Annotated in this window: 22 protein-coding genes, 1 tRNA gene and 1 pseudogene; 14 read left to right on the forward strand and 10 right to left on the reverse strand. The window is 44.5% G+C overall.

Annotation, left to right across the window (positions count from 1 at the left end):
* Nucleotides 1-31 precede the first annotated feature (31 nt).
* Nucleotides 32-1,729, forward strand: coding sequence for a YndJ family protein (locus CLV36_RS13360; RefSeq protein WP_181353042.1), 1,698 nt, complete (start codon nt 32-34; stop codon nt 1,727-1,729).
* Between the two features lie 43 nt (nt 1,730-1,772).
* On the opposite strand, the gene CLV36_RS13365 is transcribed toward CLV36_RS13360, so the two are convergent.
* The gene (locus CLV36_RS13365; protein WP_083464900.1) at nt 1,773-2,453 is read right to left on the reverse strand and encodes a Crp/Fnr family transcriptional regulator; all 681 of its coding nucleotides are present in this window, start codon (nt 2,451-2,453) and stop codon (nt 1,773-1,775) included.
* A 533-nt stretch (nt 2,454-2,986) separates the two neighbouring features.
* Between CLV36_RS13365 and CLV36_RS17385 the strand changes: the two genes are divergently transcribed.
* Nucleotides 2,987-3,136 (forward strand): hypothetical protein, encoded by a 150-nt coding sequence (locus tag CLV36_RS17385; RefSeq protein WP_022737991.1) that lies wholly within the window; start codon nt 2,987-2,989, stop codon nt 3,134-3,136.
* Nucleotides 3,137-3,190: 54 nt separating this feature from the next.
* Here CLV36_RS17385 and CLV36_RS13370 read toward each other — a convergent pair whose 3' ends face one another.
* Nucleotides 3,191-4,495, reverse strand: coding sequence for a helix-turn-helix transcriptional regulator (locus CLV36_RS13370; RefSeq protein WP_106342987.1), 1,305 nt, complete (start codon nt 4,493-4,495; stop codon nt 3,191-3,193).
* A gap of 278 nt (nt 4,496-4,773) precedes the next feature.
* Between CLV36_RS13370 and CLV36_RS13375 the strand changes: the two genes are divergently transcribed.
* From CLV36_RS13375 to CLV36_RS13385, 3 genes are all read left to right on the forward strand, one after another.
* Nucleotides 4,774-5,280 (forward strand): TlpA family protein disulfide reductase, encoded by a 507-nt coding sequence (locus CLV36_RS13375; protein WP_181353044.1) that lies wholly within the window; start codon nt 4,774-4,776, stop codon nt 5,278-5,280.
* A gap of 185 nt (nt 5,281-5,465) precedes the next feature.
* The gene (locus CLV36_RS13380) at nt 5,466-6,083 is read left to right on the forward strand and encodes a PH domain-containing protein (RefSeq protein WP_106342989.1); all 618 of its coding nucleotides are present in this window, start codon (nt 5,466-5,468) and stop codon (nt 6,081-6,083) included.
* Nucleotides 6,084-6,273: 190 nt separating this feature from the next.
* Nucleotides 6,274-6,528, forward strand: a complete 255-nt coding sequence (locus CLV36_RS13385) for a hypothetical protein (protein ID WP_102993456.1) — start codon at nt 6,274-6,276, stop codon at nt 6,526-6,528.
* 161 nt (nt 6,529-6,689) lie between these two features.
* On the opposite strand, the pseudogene CLV36_RS17730 reads toward CLV36_RS13385, so the two are convergent.
* Nucleotides 6,690-6,818, reverse strand: a pseudogene (locus CLV36_RS17730) (DinB family protein); the annotation flags it as partial.
* Nucleotides 6,819-7,058: 240 nt separating this feature from the next.
* Here CLV36_RS17730 and glpT point away from each other — a divergent pair.
* The 4 genes from glpT to CLV36_RS13400 all read left to right on the forward strand — a co-directional run bounded on the left by glpT (nt 7,059) and on the right by CLV36_RS13400 (nt 10,685).
* Nucleotides 7,059-8,408, forward strand: a complete 1,350-nt coding sequence (gene glpT / locus CLV36_RS13390) for a glycerol-3-phosphate transporter (RefSeq protein ID WP_102993455.1) — start codon at nt 7,059-7,061, stop codon at nt 8,406-8,408.
* A gap of 39 nt (nt 8,409-8,447) precedes the next feature.
* The gene (locus CLV36_RS13395) at nt 8,448-9,368 is read left to right on the forward strand and encodes a glycerophosphodiester phosphodiesterase (protein WP_106342990.1); all 921 of its coding nucleotides are present in this window, start codon (nt 8,448-8,450) and stop codon (nt 9,366-9,368) included.
* A gap of 480 nt (nt 9,369-9,848) precedes the next feature.
* Nucleotides 9,849-10,022, forward strand: a complete 174-nt coding sequence (locus CLV36_RS17390) for a hypothetical protein (protein WP_022738002.1) — start codon at nt 9,849-9,851, stop codon at nt 10,020-10,022.
* A 111-nt stretch (nt 10,023-10,133) separates the two neighbouring features.
* Nucleotides 10,134-10,685, forward strand: a complete 552-nt coding sequence (locus tag CLV36_RS13400; RefSeq protein ID WP_106342991.1) for a hypothetical protein — start codon at nt 10,134-10,136, stop codon at nt 10,683-10,685.
* Nucleotides 10,686-10,890: 205 nt separating this feature from the next.
* Here the strand turns inward: CLV36_RS13400 and CLV36_RS13405 are convergent, their stop codons facing one another.
* From CLV36_RS13405 to CLV36_RS13430, 6 genes are all read right to left on the reverse strand, one after another.
* Complete coding sequence (locus CLV36_RS13405; protein ID WP_106342992.1) at nt 10,891-11,529, reverse strand: hypothetical protein; 639 nt, start codon at nt 11,527-11,529, stop codon at nt 10,891-10,893.
* Nucleotides 11,530-11,976: 447 nt separating this feature from the next.
* Entirely contained in the window at nt 11,977-12,615 is a 639-nt protein-coding gene (locus CLV36_RS13410; protein ID WP_106342993.1) for a hypothetical protein, read from the reverse strand.
* A gap of 268 nt (nt 12,616-12,883) precedes the next feature.
* Nucleotides 12,884-13,492: a hypothetical protein gene (locus CLV36_RS13415; protein ID WP_106342994.1), complete on the reverse strand. Its 609-nt coding sequence runs from the start codon at nt 13,490-13,492 to the stop codon at nt 12,884-12,886.
* A 163-nt stretch (nt 13,493-13,655) separates the two neighbouring features.
* The gene (locus tag CLV36_RS13420; RefSeq protein ID WP_106342995.1) at nt 13,656-13,904 is read right to left on the reverse strand and encodes a hypothetical protein; all 249 of its coding nucleotides are present in this window, start codon (nt 13,902-13,904) and stop codon (nt 13,656-13,658) included.
* A gap of 590 nt (nt 13,905-14,494) precedes the next feature.
* Complete coding sequence (locus CLV36_RS13425) at nt 14,495-15,106, reverse strand: hypothetical protein (protein WP_106342996.1); 612 nt, start codon at nt 15,104-15,106, stop codon at nt 14,495-14,497.
* 101 nt (nt 15,107-15,207) lie between these two features.
* Nucleotides 15,208-15,813: a hypothetical protein gene (locus tag CLV36_RS13430; RefSeq protein WP_106342997.1), complete on the reverse strand. Its 606-nt coding sequence runs from the start codon at nt 15,811-15,813 to the stop codon at nt 15,208-15,210.
* Between the two features lie 589 nt (nt 15,814-16,402).
* Here CLV36_RS13430 and CLV36_RS13435 point away from each other — a divergent pair.
* The 4 genes from CLV36_RS13435 to CLV36_RS13450 all read left to right on the forward strand — a co-directional run bounded on the left by CLV36_RS13435 (nt 16,403) and on the right by CLV36_RS13450 (nt 21,237).
* Nucleotides 16,403-17,281 carry a hypothetical protein gene (locus tag CLV36_RS13435; protein WP_106342998.1) on the forward strand — a complete coding sequence of 293 codons (879 nt, stop codon included), beginning with the start codon at nt 16,403-16,405 and terminating at the stop codon, nt 17,279-17,281.
* 429 nt (nt 17,282-17,710) lie between these two features.
* Nucleotides 17,711-18,595: a phosphate/phosphite/phosphonate ABC transporter substrate-binding protein gene (locus CLV36_RS13440; protein ID WP_106342999.1), complete on the forward strand. Its 885-nt coding sequence runs from the start codon at nt 17,711-17,713 to the stop codon at nt 18,593-18,595.
* A 239-nt stretch (nt 18,596-18,834) separates the two neighbouring features.
* Nucleotides 18,835-20,115 carry a hypothetical protein gene (locus CLV36_RS13445; protein ID WP_106343000.1) on the forward strand — a complete coding sequence of 427 codons (1,281 nt, stop codon included), beginning with the start codon at nt 18,835-18,837 and terminating at the stop codon, nt 20,113-20,115.
* A gap of 21 nt (nt 20,116-20,136) precedes the next feature.
* Nucleotides 20,137-21,237, forward strand: coding sequence for a hypothetical protein (locus tag CLV36_RS13450; RefSeq protein WP_106343001.1), 1,101 nt, complete (start codon nt 20,137-20,139; stop codon nt 21,235-21,237).
* Nucleotides 21,238-21,324: 87 nt separating this feature from the next.
* On the opposite strand, the gene CLV36_RS13455 is transcribed toward CLV36_RS13450, so the two are convergent.
* On the reverse strand, nt 21,325-22,104 hold the full coding sequence (locus CLV36_RS13455; protein WP_106343002.1) for a 2OG-Fe dioxygenase family protein: 780 nt from the start codon (nt 22,102-22,104) through the stop codon (nt 21,325-21,327).
* A 244-nt stretch (nt 22,105-22,348) separates the two neighbouring features.
* Here CLV36_RS13455 and CLV36_RS13460 point away from each other — a divergent pair.
* Nucleotides 22,349-22,424, forward strand: a tRNA-Ala gene (locus CLV36_RS13460).
* The last annotated feature ends 2 nt before the right edge of the window (nt 22,425-22,426 follow it).

The raw sequence follows: 22,426 nt of genomic DNA on the forward strand, positions 1-22,426 counted from the left end.
TGATGACTTCGCAGAAGAAATGAGTGAAACCATGAGTAAACCATCGATGAAACGGGTATTGCCGGCTTTTGTTATGGTTGTATTTGTGATATTTTTCACAAATGATCTGGTGGAGCAATTATTGCTGTGGGCGATCGGTGTGACCGTGCCATTGACGCTCTGCCTGACAGAAACGAGGAATCGTTTGGGACAGATTGATCGTGTGTATCAATGGTGTTGGCGCAGTTATCCGTGGTGTGCAGGACTGGGGGCGGCTTCATTTCTTTTGCCCAAGGGTAATCTTGCTGGGCTTCTCTCTGTGCCGTGGCTCGTCTTCACCGTGGTGGTGGCGGTGTACGGATGCAAACGCCTGCTTGAGCGAAATCGCCATGCATTGGAAGAGCTGGCGATGGATTGCGGTTTGCTCTACCTGGCTATCGGCGGGGGATGGTTGGCGGCAAGCCGTTTTGGGATGCCTGTTCTTCATTTCAGTGAAGAGATTGTAGCGTTGACTGGCATCCATTTTCATTATTCCGCCTTTGTGGTGCCGATCTTTGTCGGCTTATTAGGCCGTGCAGTGGACTGGCGTGCCCAATTCCCTCTTCGGTACCGGTTGATGTCCGTGGGAGTGATCACCGGCCCGATGTTGGTGGCCATGGGCATCACTTTCTCCACCGTACTAGAGTTTGTCGCAGTTGTTTGGTTTGTCGGAGCCTTGCTACTTTATACCGCACTGCTTCTCCCCGTGGTTTGGAAGCGGGAACAGCGTGGAGGGATTCGGGCCTTGTTTTTGCTTTCTTCAGTGACTATATGGGGGACAATGGCTTTGTCTGTCATTTATAGCTTGGGGCGGATGATGCAGATTTCTTTTTTCACCATTGAGGAAATGGTTCTCCTGCATGGGATTGCCAACGCATTTGGCTTTGTGACAGCCGGAGCGTGGGCTTGGTGTGCGAGTTTGCCTCCAGAGCGCGGATTGCCGTCTGGGATTCCGCATAGTTTGCTTGCGGGAAAGGGGCGGATTGGTGCCGACATCTTGACCCGCTTGGGATGGGTTGATGAAGCACGCTACGTGCGGGGGCTGGTAGATGATTTTGCTGTTTTCGCCCGGCCTGATTTTGATCCGGATGCCGTTCATCCTTCGATTCGATCTTTTTATGAGGATACGCTGGCCTACCGACTGGAGGCGAAAGTAGAGTGGCAAAAAGGATTCCGGCGTTTTTCCGCATGGTTTAGCCGGTTAACTGGCCGCATCGGGCAATGTCATCTTCCTCCAGCTGGTGAAAAGGTGACGGAAATGAACAGTAGACTGGCAGCAGTGAAAGAAGTGTGCGACAGGAGAGTGGCGCCCCGCGCTTGGGTTCGCACGCATGCTGGAACGGGCCGGACGGTATTCGTGGCGGTTTACTCCATTCATACCTTCGCAGAGGAGACATATATGAACATTGCCCTGCCGTTTCCCGGGGGCAACTTGACCGGCGTGTTGCGGCTGGAGCATGGTACGGGGGCGAAAGGGAAAAGCGATGGGTTGGTTCTGACGAGCATTCAAGGAGTGAAGCCGGGTGATCAGGGGCTTTATTGGACCTCACGCTGGGGTTTGGTGGTTTTACCTTTGCGTGAACGGTTCCATGTCTGGGTGGATGAAGAAGGCAGGATGCAAGCTGAGCATGAGATGTGGATATGGAAATGGCGGTTTCTTCACATCCACTATCAGTTGATCCGTGAGGAGGCTGCCCAAGGGAAGCCTTAGGTTGATCCGTCCTAAGGTTGTTCTAAAAAAAATAGACAAAGCGTTAAGAGATGCGCTTTGCCTTACTTATGTTAGTAGATGGGGTAAGTTTCGCCAAACAAATTTCCGGCTGGGTAGACATGAGTGAATGAATAAAGCGATTGGTTAACAGAATGTAACGTTTTCCTTGCTTTTGGAAATAATCAATCTTGCACTCGCGCCGCAATTGGCTCAGACAGCGGGTGATGGTGGCGCGAGTGGAGAGGATGGCGGCAGCCAGCTCTTCATGCGTGATGGGAAAGGGCAGGGCAAGCTGATGCTCGGTGGTCTTGGATTGGAATGGCTGAGCAAGGAAGAAAAGAAATTGGATGAGTCGATCCTCCACAAATTTGTTATGTTTGATCATTTGCAAAGTTTGTACGCGGGTCCAATATTTTCGCAATTCAGCGATAACGGAAGCGGCGATTGGAGAGTGGAGAACCTCCCGCCAATCACAGATGGAGACCTGGACGGGGCTGTGGGGGCGAAACTCACAGGTCCGATCTGGGATGAACGGTACCTCAAATATGCTTCCTTCCTGCAAGACATCCAACAAGACATGGTTGCCATCCTCTTTGGTTTCCCACAAGGTGCCATAACCGGCTTGGATTATGTACACCTTTTCGGGTTCCATTTGGACGGGGTGATGTTCAATCCACTGATCGTTGGGGCATTGACTCAAGAATGTTTGTATGGTTTTCTCCACGCCTATGCCTCCGCGAAAAAAAGCTGAGAGGAGATTGCGTTTTTATTATAAAAAGGACGCAAAGTTTAGTGCAATGAGTTAAATCTAGATATATTTACTGAATATGAACCTTTATTTAACGAACCCGATTTGATGAAATACCGTTGTACTTGGGTTGTGGGGTCGTTTGAGCGAGAAAAGATCATCAAAAATGGTTAAATGAGTTGGTTAAATTGTCGTTTGAAACAGCTATGAATTCCTGTCATTTAACCATTCGGATTAACTAGATTTCAGATGATGAAAATGATTTAATTTTTATATGAATAGAAAAGCGGTTTGACGACTCACTTGAGTGGCGTAGCAAGAAGGCAGTGATCAGAGTTTTCCGCCATTATAACCCACTTATTTCAAAAAAACGATATAAAAAGGAAATTTCGTTGTTCAACGAGCGCCGTAGACAAGTGATCTGAAAAAGGGGCACGGTTTTGAAACCTAAGGGGGATGCCGCGCATCTATTCATCAGACAAAGTACCAGTGAGAAAGGAGAGGTTTCGATGGAAAAGCAGCCGATGCCGACCGTTGGCGGCAAAAAGAGGGAAAGCAAGGAAATCCTCAAAAACAAAAAGCCGCAAAAACCAGGGACGGATGATGTGACCACTAAAGGCGATCAACCTCCTCCAGGCGGTATGCCGTCTGAAGATTGATGTTGGGATAACGGCACCCCATATGGTGACAGCGAAAACTGAACCTGAAATGGATCAGCTTTCGCTGTCTGCCAAGGTGGTGGGTGCGTGCAACAGGGCCTCAAACCGCAGGGCCATATCGTAAAAATCAGCCGCCTTTTTGTAAGCGTTTTTCTCGTAGTAATGTCGCCCCAAATCGTGGGCCATTTTTTTTGCCAAGTTCAGCTGGTTCTTTTCGACAGCCATATCAATCAGTCTCTGCGTTTCTTTTTCATACAGCTGTTCTTGAAAGTGGGATTTGTACAATAGCGCTTTAAACATGTGAAACTCGACATAGTGATACCATTGTTGATAGGTTTCCGCGATTCGCAGGCCCTCTTTCAAATATTGATCCACTTTCCCCAAATCTTTGCGTTCCATGTAGATGAGAATCAATTCCCGGTATGTGTGCACTTTCGGTTGTTCCGCGCCGATTTTACTCCGTAGCTGGAGGCATGTCTCATAGTGCTTGATGGCGGTGTCAATTTCCCCTTTTGATTGGTATGCGCGGCCGTAATTGTATTCAATCATGCCGAGGAAGTTGACGTTTTCCGTTTTTAGCACGATTTCCAACGCCTCATCCAAACACTTGATCGCTTGGTTGTATTGGTGATTTAAGTTGTATTGCGTCGCTTTGGTGATCAGCACTTTGGCCTGATCCACTTCATTGCCCAGCTTTTTATGTATATCTAAGCTTTTTTGCGAATAGTGCAGGCAGATCGTTTTGTCCTGCGATAGATGCTGTTTAACAAGGCTGAGATTGTAAAATAGGATCGCTAAGTCTTTTTCTCCAACCCGGTTAGACAAGCGCTCAGCCAGTTCGTAATAATGGGTCGCTTTGATGTAATCTTGGGTGCTGAAAAAGATGTTGCCGCAGTTGAGATAGTAGTAGAAAAATTCGATGGTCAGGTCGGGTGGGACCTCGTCGGGAACCGATTTCTTGGACAATTGAAACACTTGCTGCGCTTCACTAATTCGGTTGTCGGTCAGATAGTGCCGAATCAATATCGTGTAAATGTTGATTCGTGTGTCCAGCAGGTGCGATTCAAACAGGGAAATTTTCAGCAGATATTCATCCGTTTCATTAAGAATGCGTGTTTTTTTGTACTGGCTGATGATGTTGGCGATCCGTTGCTTTTTCTTGTTGGAATCATCGTCGCAGATGTCATCGGGAACAATGCCAAGCTTCTGGCATACGGCGCGGATGAATGGGGCGGAAGGTTTGGTTTTGCCATTTTCGATGCGGCTGAGATAAGCAACCGAACAAATGCCTTCGACCAATTCACTCTGTCGCATATTCTTCATCATGCGAAGCTGTCTTATTTTTTCTCCGATATGCATGGCCACGGCCACCTACTCTGTTAGTCAATTCTTTAATTTTAATATACCAAAATATTGTACCAATAAACATTATTAAGTGGAATGATGGAAATGCATTTGCTACTTATGATTATCATCTTTTGCACATGATTGATAGTGATTAAAACACGATGTTCACTATGATGGGCGGGTAGTCAAGCAGGGAGGGGCGCCACCGCTAAATGGTTCTCTTTCTCTTGGATGAGATTTCTTCTATATTAGAAAATGGATAGGCTGGACACGATAGGAGAATGGAGACAATGAAGAAATCAATTTTCGTAGGGGCTTTGCTCTTGATTTTGATTGGTATCGCCATCTTGCAGAAGGGATTGCCAGGCTCATCAGAGCTTGGTCCAGGGGACCCGGCGCCCGCTTTTACGCTTGAGACCATTGACGGTCAGAAATACGCATACAGCCATGCCAAAGGCAAACCAGCGATCATCAGTTTTTTCGCCACGTGGTGTGATCCATGCCATAAGGAGGCTCCGCTGTTGGTGGAGTGGCATCGGAAGTACGGTTCGCAAGTGGAGTTTGTGTTTGTCAATTGGACAAAACGGGATGATGTGAAATCAGCCCAATTCTTTGCCAAAGATTATGGGATTCGGTTTCCTGTGGTGATGGATCAACAAGACCGTGTATCAAACCAGTTTCAGATTAAAGTGATTCCGACCACTTATTTTATTAATCGGGACGGGAAAATCGAGCGGATTGTCAAGGGTGTGCGTCCGGCCGATACAGAAGCATGGTTGCGTGCACAGGTCAAGTAGTTATCCTGAGACGGAGATGGACGGGTGTGGCAAAGAAGGATAACCATCTTTTTTCAATAGGTTTTGTTTCGTTTCATAACGGATAATCTATGTCGTAAGTAGATGAGGTGATAGTATCATAGGTGTCAAAGTCATGGTTTCATAGCTTTTAAAAATCACATGACACAAAGGAAGGGAATGGTAACATGTTAGGAAAAGTGGCATCCGATGTGCTTGGCCTGAGCGATGTGGGGATTGTTATCAAGCCAGAAGATTACAACAAGGTAGATACGGACGATTATGTGATGCATGAAGATAATGAGCGGATCTACTTCCTCATCAAGTCGAAGGCCGATGAGTATTGCTTCACCAACAGAGCGTTGATTCACTTGGATGGAAGCAGCGCATCGAGCAAAAAACGCACACTGTACCGGTATGACTATTGCAACTATCGCATCTCCAATGTTACCTTGGAAACCGCTGGCATGATGGATATGGACGCGGAGATCAAGTTTATGCTCGGCAAAAACATGGAGTACTCGATCGATGTACATAAAAAACATATCAATGAGTTGAAAGACCTGTACAAATCACTCGTTCGCATCTCCATCGTGCAGGCGGACAGCGAAGCGTTGCTGGGTTTGTCCAGAAAGAGCATCGAGATGGCCTCCAACACCCTGAGCCAAATCAGAAGTACAGAAGGCATGCTCAGCCAACAATTTAAGGAATTGAACCAAATCGCGTTTGATTGGCTCGCCAGCACAAGAAGTCGTTACATGGTGACAGATTTCGGCTTTGTGTTTGATCGTTACATCAACAACTGATAACGGATCATTGTCCGCCCGTGCATCGAATGCTCGATCACGGGTTTTTTTCAGGCGAACAAAGGGGCCGACTTGGGGCGAGGAACATAAGATAACGATTGAAATGAAGCACTAGATGCGCGAAAATAAATATAAAAGTTCTTAATCGAAAGCGTTTGCAAGAGCGGATGAACTGTGAAGGGAGCGGACGATGGTGGATGATCCGAGGAGTCGGATGTGGGGAGTGGGGCTCCTGTTTCTGGCTTTTGTCTTGGCTCTGCTGCTGAAACAAGCGTTTTTTGCGCATCTCTTGGGAGTCGGATTGGCGATGGTGGTCTGGACGAAGCTTGCCGCTTTGTTCCCGCGCAAACTATCTGACTTTTCACTCGCGCAAAAGGTGCTGTATGTCTTTTTGATGCTGTCGGTCTTCGGTTTGACTATGGCGTTGGTGACAAACCGAGGGTGACCGTTTGATTGGCATACGAATGGGAAGGCGCGCTTTCGCCAGTATGTGATGGGAAGTGCCACACGCACTCTAGCTGTGTGGCACTTCCCGTTTTCCATTTGTGGTTCGGGTGGGGGGGTGAGTCTTGCTATTTTTTGCTTGGGTGCAAAAAATAGCGATCCTTACGCGGCGTGAGCGGCGATAAACTCGTCCAGCCGTTTCTTTTGCCGCAAATGGTGGGCGAAATGCATCACGATGTGATGATACCATTCTTGGACGTTGATATAGCCGAAATACGGGTGTTTCACCTTACGGCCAGGCCATCGGAAATCACTGGACTCGTCGCTGATAAAAAAATTGTTGCATTCTTGTCATAAAATCACTTAACATAAAAGAAAGTTGGAAGCGCTTAGATCGTTTCTGTATTTGTAAGTTAATAATGGTGATGAGGATAGGAGACCACTAATTTAAACTCTTTGCGACGTTGCAAAAGGGTTGTATTTGTGGTCTCTTTTTTTCATCCCAATATTTAGCATGGGAGGGAATTGCCGATGAATTGGCTTTTGACATTGTTCAAGCCAGCTCCTCATATTGAGAGGTTGCCAGCGGACAAGATTGATTCAACTTATCGTCGGCTTCGGCTACAAGTGTTTTTGGGCATTTTTATTGGTTATGCTGGCTATTATTTGGTGCGGAAAAACTTTTCCCTGGCCATTCCCGATTTGGTGCGGGAAGGCTTCTCCAAAGGTGAGTTGGGACTGGTGCTGTCAGCCATTTCCATCGCATATGGTATCAGCAAGTTTTTGATGGGGATCGTTTCCGACCGGAGCAACCCCAGGTACTTCCTAGCGACGGGCCTTATTTTATCAGCTCTGATCAACATGGCGTTCGGTTTGATTCCCGCTATTACATCCAGCATCACAGTGATGTTTGTGCTGATGTTTTTAAACGGCTGGGCGCAAGGCATGGGATGGCCCCCTAGCGGAAAAACGGTGGTGCATTGGTTTTCCATCAGTGAACGGGGCACAAAAATGTCTTTGTGGAACATCGCCCATAATATTGGGGGCGGGCTGGTGGCTCCGTTGATGACACTAGGCATCGCGATTTTCGCCACCTGGAAAAGCGTGTTCTTCTTCCCAGCAATGATTGCGCTGGTGATCGCCCTGTTCATCTTATTGACAGTACGCGACACGCCGCAGTCGGTGGGCTTGCCGCCGATTGAAGAATACAAAAACGACTATCCGCAAGGAAGCGAAAACGAAGATTACGACAAGGATTTGACCACGAAGGAAATTCTGTTCAAGTATGTGTTGAACAACAAGTTCTTGTGGTATATCGCCCTCGCCAATATCTTTGTGTATTTTGTACGCTATGGTGTCATCGACTGGGCACCCACTTATCTCACGGAAGCGAAGGGCTTTTCTCCAGAGGGTTCTAGATGGGCGTACTTCCTGTATGAATATGCTGGCATTCCAGGCATGCTGCTGAGCGGATGGATGAGCGACAAGCTGTTCAAAGGGCGGCGCGCACCGGCAAGTGTCATATTCATGGCCGGCGTATTGATCGCCGTATTAATCTACTGGCTAAATCCGGCGGGCAATCCCTTGTTGGATAACATTGCCCTGGTAGCGATCGGGTTCTTGATTTATGGTCCAGTTATGATGATTGGTTTGCACGCATTGGACTTGGTGCCCAAAAAAGCTGCAGGCACCGCGGCTGGCTTGACTGGATTTTTTGGGTACCTCTTTGGAACCGCTTTCGCCAGCGCCATTGTTGGCTATGTCGTTGACGGCTTTGGTTGGGATGGGATGTTTACACTGTTGGTTGTTTCTTGTGTTTTAGCCATCCTTTTCTTGGCTCTGACATGGAACACAGGCAAATCTGAGCAAAAAACGGTTTAAACCGTCATTTGACTACTGACATCAATGGGGGAACAGCAAATGAAAAAGTCAATGAAACGTGTAGCCATGACCATCGCCGCATTAGGACTCAGCTTTGCAGTCGGGGTGACCAGCGCTTTCGCCGCACCAGATGCAGCTCGGGCGGGCAAAGGACACAAGGATCTTTTGTCACCCGACCGGATCCTGAATGTGGCCCATCGGGGGGCTTCCGGCCATGCGCCTGAGCATACCATCGTCGCTTATCAGCTGGCGAAAAAGATGAAAGCGGACTACATTGAAATCGATTTGCAGATGACCAAAGACGGCCACCTCATCGCCATGCACGATGAAACGCTGGATCGGACCACGAACGGCACCGGACTGGTAAAAGATCACACCTTGGCTGAAATCAAGCGGTTGGATGCCGGATCATGGTTCAACGAAGCATATCCGGATAAAGCGAAGCCGGACTACAAAGGATTAAAAGTACCGACGCTTGATGAAGTGCTTCACCATTTTGGCCACAGTGCCAATTACTACATCGAAACCAAAGCGCCGGAAATCTACCCGGGCATGGAAGAAAAATTGCTGAAGACCTTGGAAGCTCATCGACTCATTGGCAAGCACGCCAAGCGTGGAAAGGTGATCATCCAATCTTTCAGCCCAGAAAGCTTGAAAAAAATCCATGCTCTGAACCCAGAGATCCCCTTGGTTACCCTGCTGTGGTATGAAAACGAACAAGGCCACATCACGAAACGGGAACTGGATGAGATCAAAACCTACGCCATCGGGGTTGGTGCCAACTTCGACCGCATTGACCGCGCGTACGTCCAAAAGGTGCGCAAGAGTGGCTTGCTGTTCCACCCTTACACCGTCAACGAAAAACCGGATATGAAGCGCATGCTCGATTGGGGCGCGACCGGCATGTTCACCAACTACGCCGACCGCTTGACTGACCTTTTAAAAAAGAATTGCAACTAGTTGCCGGAAGATCCAGGATGGTGAAAAAAACTCTTCTCACAAGCTTGTGAGAAGAGTTTTTTTTGTTCGGTATCACAATATTAATTTTTTCCTTGCTGACTCTTTACGTATTGGATTAGTTGTGGTTGATTACTTTCTTTTGCTATGGTTTCAGTTAATGCTATCGTAACTAATCATCCTATTAATTTCGGCATGTTTTAAGGGTGAGATTTTTTACTATCTGATGCAAACATGTTTCCTTCTAAATACGCTATCACAAAATCTTTATACTCTTCCCATTCCCATTGGGTTACGGGCAAAAGACTGATAATTTCTTGGACAAAGAATACGAGTTACACAAGAAAAATCAAGATTATTTATATAATTTTTTAAAAAATATTTAATATTATGGTTATAGGTACTATAATAAAACTGTAGCCGCAACATACGTTCTCTACCCACACTATCTATTCTGGTTAAATAACCGAGGGGGGTATGACGATGCGCGGAAAATGGTTTGTTCTAAAAGGTATGGGTATCGAAGGCCGTATTGCAAAAAAATTCAGGGCACCAAAACCTAGTGCCTGCTGGTCATGTGGCAAAGACGACAAACTGTCATGGAGCAACGGGGAGTGGAAATGCTCCCGCTGTGAAGTTGTCGTCGAGCCTGATTAATCTGATTATTTAAAAAATAGGTTGATGACAGTCTAATGTTTGACGTATACTTGAACCAGTCTCATATTTGGGACTGGCTTTTTATTGATACCAATAAGGAGAGTAGTCCTCATGAAAAAGCGTTGGTACCAAGCCTTTTTAGACGGCTACAAACCGGCTGTGTTAGAATTGAACACCCTTCAAACTTACAGCCAATTAAAAGAGTATCCACACATTACACACGTTCTACCGCATGAGCCGCGCAGCTGTCTGTTCTTTCAAAATGACACCTTGATGAATGACTTTAAAAACAGAATGGACGGTGTACAAGCCTACTCTGGTGCATACCATTATCATCTCGGTATCGCCCTTGGATTTCCTGAACGATCCGTGCAGTACTATGCACACATGCGGGAAATTGAGGAGTTGGTCGGTGAATATCCAATCGACGAGGTTGAGAACGGCGTAGGCGTTGTTTGGGCTGGCTTTTACTTTTCTTCTCACAAAGCATTTGTCGTAGATGAGATCAATTGGCTTTGGAAAACATACACCCACAAAGAAGCAGTGAAACACCCACTGTATCTAACTGACAAAAAAACGGACAAGACCCTAGAGATTCGTTATGGCGACTTTGACAGCGTTAAAGACTTTGCTAAAACACATCTGGTTCCTGCCCATATATAACCCCGAAACGGGGCTATTTTGTTTTATAATCCAAAAAAACTCTTCTCACAAGCTTGTTAGAAGAGTTTTTTTGGTCGGCATCACAATGTTAATTTTTTCCTTGCTGACTCTTTACGTATTGGATTAGTTGTGGTTGATTACTTTCTTTTGCTATGGTTTCAGTTAATGCTATCGTAACTAATCATCCTGTTAATTTTGGCATGTTTTAAGGGTGAGATTTTTTACTATCTGATGCAAACATGTTTCCTTCTAAATACGCTATCACAAAATCTTTATACTCTTCCCATTCCCATTGGGTTACGGGCAAAAGACTAATAATTTCTTGGATGAGTTGTTTTAGTTTGGGTGCGTTCATTCGTGCCATTTCCTCTGTTCGTTTATCACGGATCCAGCGGAATGGTACAAAGATATCTGTGTTTACCTTGATATATAGCCCCCAATCTTCTCCGTCAGCCTCGGTATAGAATGAGAGTGTGATGGCTTCTCCAAATACTTCCCATTCGAAATTGTCATTATAACAAGTAGTTCCCAAATCAATGTGCATTTCGGTGATATCGCCATTTTGCTCTATAAAGGAAACCAGATCTTCGGTTGGATGTGATGTGGTTACTTTCATTTGATTGTGCGAGGCCAAAGTTCGTGTCTCTTGTACATTGAAGGATTTTCTAAATGCATCGTCACCAGCAGAAACTGTAACCATTTCTATATAACTTACATATCCAAATGATTGAGCGGCCAAGAATATTTTATGAATGAGATCTAAGTTTGTTGTTTTGTGTTTGTCTATTTCAACATAGATTGCTCCTGCTATAGAGGGATCATGCCGATGATAGAGTCTTTCCATTTGGATCGGCTCCTATATCATTGATATTTACTATATTCATATGATTTTAAAACGATGTGATTTTTAAGCAAGCTAACCTTGATCAGTTGGATTAACATGTTGTCAAGTTAATAACTGTTAGCCAAGAATAATACCTAATCCATGTCTGGGTTTGAAACATTGACTCTAGGACAAAATTTTTCGTTACGGTTATCTTCTAATACTTCAACGATCTGTTTATTTTCAAAAACTTGACGCTCTAGGAACTCGATTTCACCGACCCTTCCCAGCCAAGCTGCTTCATTTTTTTGCTAGAAGAATTATTTCTAAAGTTAATGAATTTTTCTTCCGCGTAGCCTGTAAGATAAGGTCTGAGCGCCTGCATTCTGTCTTCAAAAGAGGCTGCTCTGTGAACTTCCCAATCAAGTTTGGTCTGTGCAGCATCTCGATAAACAGGTAGCTTATTTGTCAATTAATGTTTGCCTCGCTGTTGTGTAATAGGTTATTTAACGGATAGTTGAGATATTCTTTCATATGAGGTAGGGTTTCTTGCCACTCCCAATCAGTGACAGGGAAGATGGTTAAGCAATTCTCGAGTAATTGTTTAAGGATAGGTGAGTTTGCTCGTGCCATCGCTTCTGTACAACCATCTTTTTTCCGGTAAAAGGGGACAAAAATATCCGTATTGATAAATATGTTCATGCCCCACTCTTCGTCAGGATATAGATAAAAAATTAGAAGTACTGCTCCGCCTAACAGAATGGTTCGATCATGCTCATCTACACCTGTTGTGCTTAGGTAGAAGTAAAGCTTACAGACATCATGGTGTTCTTCTATAAACGCAATAAAGTCTTTGGTGGGGGATTCTGTGGTAATGTTCATTTTTTCGATGGGTTGAAAGACTTGTTCTTTTTGTAGATTAATAGATTCAACAAAGGCATCGTCACCTGCTGTCTCGGTGGTGACTTCAATTCGAGTAACAAATCCGAAGTCCTTCGCTATGTCAAATACCTTTTGGGTTAAGTCCATTATCGAGGTTTTGCTCTTGTCTAATTCGGCATAAATCGTTCCAAGACCATAGTTTGAACGCCAGACACGTTGTGCCAATTTTCATCACATCTTTCTGTAAGATAGGTTCCTTAGTGTCTGCATCCTGTCTTCAGGAGTGGCCGTTCGGTAGCTTTCCAATCAAGTTTGGTATGTGTAGCAGTTGTTTAACGTAATAAATTTAAATACTTTTCCAAATAACATGGTGTTTCTTCTTGCCACTCGGTAACAGGAAGCTAGGATAAATCGCCTTACATGCATGAAGCGAATGGGAAATAAGGCAATTGTGTTAGACCCTCATTCCGTTCGCCTCGCTGTTGATAGTAGATTACTTAACGGATAGTTTGAGATATTCTTCCATATAAGGCAGAGGGTCAAGCCACTCCCACTCGGTGACAGGGAAGCGGGTTAAGCAATTCTCAAGCAATTGCTTCAGGATGGGGGCGTTTTTTTGTGCCATTGCTTCTGTGCAGTCATTTTTTTCCCAAAAGAATGGAACGAAAATGTCAGTATTAATATGGATATTAATCCACCACTCCTCGTCAGGTTCAAGAAAGAGGACTAGTTGTACGGCACGTCCCAAAAGAACGGTGTTTCCATATTCATTTATACCGGTGGTGCATAAGGAGAAGTAAAGCCTGCTGACATCGTGATTTTTTTCTACAAACGCAATGAGTTCTTTTGTCGGTGTTTTGGTAGTAATATTCAACTTTTCAATTGGTTGTTCAAATGGTTCTACCCCTTGTAAATTATAGGTTTCAACAAAAGCGTCATCACCGATTGATTCGGTGGTTACTTCAACTCGATTGATATATCCGAAGTCTTCTGCTACACTGAATACTTTTTGAATCAGATCCATTATCGAGGTTTTGCTTTTGTCCAACTCGGCATAAATCGTTCCAAGTCCGTAGTTATAACGCCATACACGTATTGCCAATTTTCATCACACCTTTTTAATTTAATAATTCAATTATAATCTAAAATATGTTTTTGTGAATATTTCAGATGATGTAGAAATCGACAAAAGTTTCCTTAAAGAGCTTTTTACGCTCGGAGACAGGAAACCATAACAGACATGGTTGTTCCTGCCTTTGGTGTTATTAACCTGCAGATTGGTTGTTGTCCACTGCAAATAATCCAGACTTATCCAAATCATCCAACTCGCGCTTAATTTCGGCCAAAGCCGCTTCGATGGACTCCGCTTCTTTCTCTTGCTTAGATTCCATTGCAGTCAAATCAAGCTCAGTGATTTCATCAATAACATCACTCAGCGAATTCCATCCATCTGAAGTGTCTTCTGTTGTTCTTTCTTTTACTGGAGCGGTTTTCTTTTTCTTCTGCTCTTGCATTTCCTGCTCAATCCGGTTGCGCTCGGCTTCCGGTTTGCTTTGGTAAAGGTCGAAGCGACAACTTTAGCTCTTTCCCGATAAATTGCAGCGATGCGATGCCCTGTGGCTGTTGATCATCAGTATAAGTAGGAGTATCATAGCCGGAGCTTTTTATTTTTGTATTGGCTTTTTCCAATTGACCAGTGATTGCACTTTTTTCCCTGAAATGTTATTGATCCCTTTCACTTCATATATTTCTTGTTCAATTCGAAAATCAGGGTTTGAAATTTTGGTATCTGGATAAATGTGTATATCACGGTCGTCTTCTAATACTTCAACGATCTGTTTATTTTCAAAAACTTGACGCTCTAGGAACTCGATCTCACCGACCGTTCCCAGCCAAGCTGCTTCATTTTTTTGCTAGAAGAATTATTTCTAAAGTTAATGAATTTTTCTTCCGCGTAGCCTGTAAGATAAGGTCTGAGCGCCTGCATTCTGTCTTCAAAAGAGGCTACTCTGTGAGCTTCCCAATCAAGTTTGGTCTGTGCAGCATCTCGATAAACAGGTAGCTTAGGTGTCAATAGATGTTCGTCTTGCTATTAGATAGTAGGTTACTTGTTCTTTACGGAAAGGTTAAGATACGTTTCCGTATAATATAGGGTGTCTAGCCACTCCCACTCTGTGACAGGGAAGCGGGTTAAGCAGTTTTCAAGCAATCGTTTCAGGACAGGGGCATTTGTTTCTGCCATTGCTTCAGTACAAGAATCTTTTACCCGAGACAAAGGGACGAAAATATCTGTATTGATAAATATGTTCATCCCCCACTCTTCGTCGGGGTTGAGATAAATGATTAGATCCACGGCTCCGCCTATTAGAACAGTCTGGCCCTTATCGTTTATTCCTGTTGTGCTTAATGAGAAGCAAAGTTCATTGACATCAGGGTGTTTTTTTATAAAGGTTAAAAACTCTTCAGTCGGGGCTTTGGTAGTGATATGTAACTGATCGATTGGTTTAAACGCTCCTGTTCCTTGCACATTATATTGTTCAACAAATGCATCTTCACCGATTGATTCAGTAGCTACTTCGACTCGACTGATAAATCCAAAATCTTCCGCTATGGCGAATGCATTCTTGATTATGTCCATCATCGAGGTTTTGCTTTTGTCCAACTCGGCATAAATCGTTCCAAGACCATAGTTATAACGCCAGATACGTATTGCCAATTTTCATCACACCTTTCTGTATAGGGTCGCTGTATCATCTTCACGATGTGCAGTGTATAACTTATTAGTTAATACATGTTTGCCTCGCTGTTGATAGTAGTTTACTTAACGGATAGATTGAGATATGTTTCTGTGTAATGCAAGGTGTCTAACCACTCCCATTCGGTGACAGGGAAGCGGGTTAAGCAATTTTCAAGTAATCGTTTCAGGACAGGAGCGTTAGTTTCGGCCATTGCTTCTGTGCGGGCATCTTTGATCCAAAACAAGGGGATGAAAATATCTGTATTGATAAAGATGTTCATGCCCCACTCTTCGTCGGGTTCAAGATAGATAGTCAGATCTACGGCTCCACCTATAAGAACAGTGCGACCATGATCATCTACTCCGGTTGTGCTTAATGAGAAATTAAGTTTTCTAACATCAGGATGTTTTTTTATAAATGCAATGAATTCTTCAGTTGGGGCTTTAGTTGTGATATGTAACTGATCGATTGGTTTAAATGCTCCTGTTCCTTGTACATTATATTGTTCAACAAATGCATCTTCGCCAATTGATTCAGTGGTGATTTCGACTCGACTGATATATCCGAAGTCATCTGCAATAGCGAATGCTTTCTGAATTAGATCCATCATCGAGGTTTTGCTTTTGTCCAACTCGGCATAAATCGTTCCAAGTCCATAGTCATACCGCCAGACACGTCGTGCCATTTTTCATCACATCTTTCTGTAAGGTTTCAATGACGGATTGTCTCATTAGTATATATATTAGTTCCCGTTTTTTTCGACCAAGGCAAACTTGAGAATGAGCTCTTTTTCGTAATACACCTGAACATTTTTATTGAAAGCACGAATAAAGGACACAGTGGTTTTTGCCAGGTCATCCTTGAATGTACTCCAAGCACTCAAGTCATATGTTCTCTACGCATTTAAAATTGTTAATTATATAACATATACAATTTATAATTATTTTGAATAAAGTTCAACGTGTTTATATATTGTGATCGTTTTTTGGAAAAAAATAAATTATTGTGCGAAAAAGAATGGAGAGGAATTAATGAAGGTGGGCTGTTCATTAGATTGTGGAGATAGAAAAGGCTAAGCATACGAATAAATTCATGTTAGAATGACAAAATCAGTTATAATATATTTGTTTTTATAACAATCAGTATTGCATGCATAGATTTTCTTTGCAATACAACGGTTGTTAAATGTATCTTGATACAAAGATGCAGTGGGAGTGGAGGATAGCATGATGTCACGAGATCCAGGTGTATCACGTTTTCATGGATGTCTATTTATGTTTTTAGCCATCTGTGTTGTTTCGATCATCTTTCCGCTGGTATTGTTTTTTTTCTTTTTCAATGGAATGGGACCGACTGTGTTTTTCTATGTCATCCCTGTATTATATGTCATCTTTATTAATGTGTACTGTTTCCTCCTGGTGGGGCGGGAGCGGAATCAAGAATCAATTGAAGAAGAAGAACGGTTGAGAACTTTTGCCTATTTCCGACCTTCCGGAGGGCGTCTGTTTTTATGGTCTCTGCTCGGTGGGGCATTGGGAACCTTAATCGGGCGGATGGTCTTCAAGTATCAAACACATGACAAATTGTTTAAGTGGGGCCTTGTTTTTCTCTTGTTTTTGAATGTGGGAGGATGTGTGCAAGTGTTTAGCATCCTTGGTGTAGCAAGCGATTATTTTATAGAGGAAGACAAACGTGCGCAACAACATGAACAATGGGTAAACTCGAAGGAAGTTGCCCACACCTTGGTGCAAGTGATAAACACCTATGTCAAGCAAAAAGAAGATGCCATTAATCGGCGTGATCCTTCCCTGATGAAGAATGTTGACTGGGAAGCGTATGAAATGGACAAGCTGCGGTTGAAAATCGAGAACGCCGACCCAGGGTTACGCATAGATATTAAAGGCACCAAGATCTATTTGGATGGGAAAGTGAACGCTACATACAGCGGAAATGAAGAGTTTTCTGTCATTGTCGAAATGATGCAAACATTCCGCGATCCCTCCGATTCTTTCGATGGAGATCCAGTGCGAGAGATTCACCTTTATTATGATAAGAATCAACAAAAATGGATAATCAATAATGATGTGTCCACTGACAGAACGATCGCTGTGGCCGAGCAAAAAGGAAAGCCGGTAGTAACTTCTTTTGATTGATGTACATCTGGTACAAGTGTAGTGGACATGTAGAAAGAAGCAGAAAAGGTAAATTGAGAGAAGAATCTTATATCATAAATGGGAAGGAGGTGTATAGTTTACAATCTACGACCACCAGTAGTAAACCTTGTACCCAATGAGCCTTTTCAGGCTTTGAAGTGATGAAAAGGTTTTTGAATGTGGCTTCTTCAGCTGTTTTTATTCATTAGGCGGTCTCCTAGGCATATACCCATATCATTTCAAAAAAAATCCTTTATTAGCGCAATCGCTCGATTTGACTGGTCAGTCTAGTTTAGAGCCTGTTCTGTAGCGCCTAAAAATGGTAATAAACGGAATGAAAGGGTGATTTTGTTCGTGTGTTTTTGGGGATCTTCCCTTACACTGGTTCAAGGGATATGATGACCCCTGTTACTGCGGGAGGCGGAAGGTATGAAACGTCAAGGACTTATTTGGTTATTATCCGGTTTGATTCTATTGATCGTGATGGCGGGATGTAGCTCGTTGGCGGGTGCCAAGAGTGACGTCACTTTGCGCATGGGCGTTGTACCCAAAGGGGATCCGGCGGAGATGCGCGAGCGTTATGAAAGCCTTATTGCTTATTTGGAGAAAGAGCTGAGCGTTGACATTGAATTGTATATGCCGAACAATTATGACGGCGTGATTGCGGCGATGAAGGAGCGGAAGATTGATTTCGCGCTGTTTGGCTCTTATTCTTATGTGAAAGCGGAGAAAGAAATCGGCGCCGTTCCTTTGGTGATGGAATCATATCCACAAACGGGAAGCGGATACCGTAGTTTGATCGTCACCCGCCGGGGCAATGGCATCACTTCGATTGCAGACTTGCGGGACAAGCCGTTTGCTTTTGTGGATCGCACTTCCACATCCGGCTTTTTGATGCCCAATGCCTACTTTCAATTATTGCATATCCAGTCGCACCAATTCTTCAGTGAAGCGCGGTTCATGGGAAGTCATGACGCGGTGGCGAAAGCGGTGAAGAGCGGCCGGGCTGTGGCAGGGGCGCTGGACAATCAATCCTATGAGCAAATGCTGAAAAGCGGAGAGATCAGCCCAGATGATTTGACCATTCTTTGGAAATCAGAGTTAATTCCTGGCTCACCCATTGCTGCCCACCCGGAGATGGATGCCCAGTTGCGGGCGAAGTTGACCGAAGCATTGCTTACGGCTCACACCCGCGAACCAGATGCGGTGGAGGATTTGGGGTTGGCCAAATATGTTAAAGCGGATCGCGGGATGTATCAGTCTGTACGTGATGCGATGTTTTTGATTGACGCAGGCTATACGTTAAATCGATAGTTTTAGTGAGGCGGCAAGCGGGAATATGGTCTTGTCGCCTTGTTCTATGCGCTTGTCCCATAGTAATGCCCATCCCCCATATGGTTTGCTGGTGGGAAGCGTGACCGGAACATAGGCACTCATCCAATAAGGAAAGAGTGCCTTTTCATTCTTTATTTTAATTTTTGCAACTGTTTTCAGTTTGGTTTTCTGCTAAGATGAAGAAATGTCAGGAGAAACATGGAAAAGGAGTGAGTACGATGGGCCGTCGCTTTGTGTCGGATGATATCAATGATGATTTGATGCAAGATAAGGCTGAAGATGAGCTTGAGTACAAACCGGTAAATCGGGACAAGCCGAAGCGCAAGCGTTTGAAGCGCTTTTTTTCGTTTTTGTTCGGGGTGATTCTCATTCCTACGGTGATGTCGATCGTATTGACGGCATACGAGGGAAAAGCGAAAGAATGGGTATGGGATCTGTTGGGGATAGAACAGGCGAAAGAAACCGAGATGGATCAATTGAAACGATTGGTTAAGGATGGGAACTTGATCCATTACGATTGCGGCGTGTTGGGCTCTACCGTGCGCGGCGTGGTGGACAACTGTGGTGAACCCGCATTGAGTAGAAGAACGATCTTATCTGATGCGATAACTCAAACTCTGGGCTATCAAAAAGGCGATCATCATATCATTTTACTTGATTTTAATAATGAGAGATTGAAACGGATATCTGTGATCGACAACATGTTTCTGTCGACGACGTTGGACGATATCAGGCGCACGTTTGGCGTAACAAATAATAAGCCGTTTGAATTCGAGAAAACAGAGGGCAAAGAGAAAATTAAAACGCAGACATTCACATACAACATGGAAGGCGGACAAGAATTAAAATTTACTGTTCGCAAGGATAACAAAAAGTTGTTACAAATCGATTTAGAAGATCCCAAACAATACCCTTATATCAAGAAGTATGACCCATTTAACCGAGTTCATCGGGCGCCTGCTCACAAAGAAGCGAGAGGTGGCATGGATGCGGTGGTCAAGTTGAAGGCGGCCTTTGACAAAGGGGATATGATTAACTACGACTGCGGCCCGTTGGGAAGCAGTTTGGCAGAGGTGTACAAGAAGTGCGGCGCCCTCGTTTCTGCAAAAGGCTACGACATGGGAGAAGAAACCCAATATGTGAATTGGGCCTTCAAAAACAGAGAGATCAAGACCAAGTTTTATCGTGGGGTGTTGGCTTCCATTTCTGTGAACACCTTCTCTTATTCGGAGAAAAATTTTAAAACGGTGGAGAGACCTTCGCTCGCCATTACGCCGGAACAAGTGAAGCAAGTGTTTGGTAAGCCAATGCAGGAGAAAGAGAGCACGTTGTTTGATACCAAATCCTTTTATCTTACATACAAGATAGATGGGAAAGAGATTACTTTCTCTTTCAGCGATAACAAGTGCCAAGACATTTGGTTACGCCGAGCCGATATGTTTGAGCCGAATTTTGGCTATATCAAAAGGGAGTTTAAAGAGAAACAAACCTATCGCTAATGGCAAGGGAGGGAAATGATCATGTCGAAAAAAAGGAAATGGTTGTCCGCGATCTTTGGCGTGCTGTTGATCCCAGGGATCTTGAGTGTAATTTTGATTGCGTTCGAGGACCAAACCAACCAATGGGTGATGCAGATTGCCGGAAATGAGCCGGTAGAGGTGAAGACCAAACGATTGGCACAGAAGAATGAATTGATCTACGGCGATTGCGGCGCACTGGGGGATCGCTTAGAAGATGTGATGAAAGAGTGCCCAAACTATGTGTACCAATTGCGTTCGCAATCAACGACTGCCCCGTTTGAATTGAGACATGAAGTGCGGATCAAAGGGGAAGCAGGTCGGACGGTGTCGTATTTCTTCACCAACCAAGTGCTGACGGAGATGGAAGTAACTGATCCTGCTTTCGCACAGGTGACTTTCAATAAGGTGAAAAAAGAATTTAATGACACGAAACACAATGGCCTTAATGATGAAGTGAGCGAATATGCCTATCCTGTGGGCAAGAACAAAGTGACCTTCGTGTATGATCCAGACAAGCGGTTGTTGCGCACAATCCGCTTGGAAGGAAGCAGCATCAGACCTAAGGGGGAGAACAAATCCGTTCCGGCTTTGCAAAAGGAATACAAAGCGAGCCCAGATAAAGAGTTGCCCCTGGCTGGTGGGGAACCCGCAGCGCAAAAGCTGAAGCAATACATGCAAGCTGGGGATTTGCCAGCGTATGGTTGCGGCGCTTTGGGTACTACTTATGACCAGGTACTGACCACCTGCGGCAAGGACTTGGTGTATGAAGAGCAAGATAAAGAGCAGAAAATCAAACGCATCGGCTATGAATACAAGAATCAAGCGATCAGATTAACTTTCCACGAAGACAGACTCACCCGAATCGAAGTGGAGCAAAAGGATAAACCTTGGAAAATTGCAGGAGTGAATAAGGTATTTGGCAATCCGGTCAAAAGAGAAGTGAAACAATCTTACTACCAATTGGGCCAACATGTGGTGGTGCTCAGCTACAATGATACGATGCAATTGAACAAAGTGGCCGTCGCCGATGCGAAGTGGCACAAGCAAGAATTGCAAAAGAAAAAATCAGATGAATTCAATCTGGAAGACTTGATCTTTTAGCAAAAAGCCCACGGTAGGTTGTTCCGTGGGCTTTGGCTTTTTTATTGTTCGTTATAATTTAAACATTACTATGTCAACTAGGCTGAATTATGTGATTGCTATCACCGTCGGCGTATAATCGATCAGCAACATGCCGCGCTCTGCGATGCTACCGTTGGGGCCGCAAGTGACAGGGCTGACATAGTGGCTGACCATCCTGTCGCAAACGCCGTAGGAGTCCAGTGGTTCGGTCAAGGTGAATCGCGTGTGAACCAGATGTTCCGGAACCTCATCCAACTGCTTGCCAGTACAGTCGGGATGGGCAATGGCATTAAGGCCACCCTTCACATTGCGGTATGTGATAAGATGAGCAAATGTGAACGGCTCGCCGTCCTGATGGATGTGGTTGGGGGATGCGAATGCTTCTTCACCTGGTTTCACAAGAAAATTGACCAAATGCACACCGACATGAATGGGCATCACCAAGTCGCGCGCTTCCCAAAACGTTTGCTCGTAATCATGGAGGATGATGTTATGTAACAGGGGATTGGCCTTGGTCGCTTCAGACAGCGGTGCGAATGCCCGGTAGGTATCCACATGCTCGGCATTAAAGGTCCCTTGAAAATATTCGCAGACTTCCACGCCATCTTCCCGAATATGGTTTGGTAGCCAGTAAAACGTGCTATCCCATGGCAAGATAATAGCCCGGGAATAGCGGCGGAAACGTGTGTGATTTGGAGCATAAGGATCAGGCGGCAGATCGGCGAACGCCTGTTGCAATTGTGACAACTCTTCCCCCAGTGTCGGATATGACCACATTTGTTTAAGGTCGAAACGAATGAACCCGTTTTCTTGTAATGGTTTAGATTGAGTGAGTAACTTTTCCATGTCGACAAACCTCCTGTAAGCATCATACCATGCCGCTTAGATGCAGAGGGGAATTTTGCGAAGTCTGAATCTTGGGATGATGAGAGGAGCCTGCTGTGATGGCAGGAAGAAGCGAGGTGGGTAGATAATATGTTTGTATGAAAGGCTTTGTTAGTGGAATAAAATAACTTTCCCGGAATGGGTATTTTGTTGTTGACATGGGTGTTCCATCTGGATACAATAACTATTGTAGTCAATTGAATACGGGGCATTAGCTCAGCTGGGAGAGCGCTACACTGGCAGTGTAGAGGTCAGCGGTTCGAGCCCGCTATGCTCCACCACA

Origin of the sequence: Laceyella sediminis (assembly GCF_003003125.1) — a bacterium.
Taxonomy (GTDB): domain Bacteria; phylum Bacillota; class Bacilli; order Thermoactinomycetales; family Thermoactinomycetaceae; genus Laceyella; species Laceyella tengchongensis.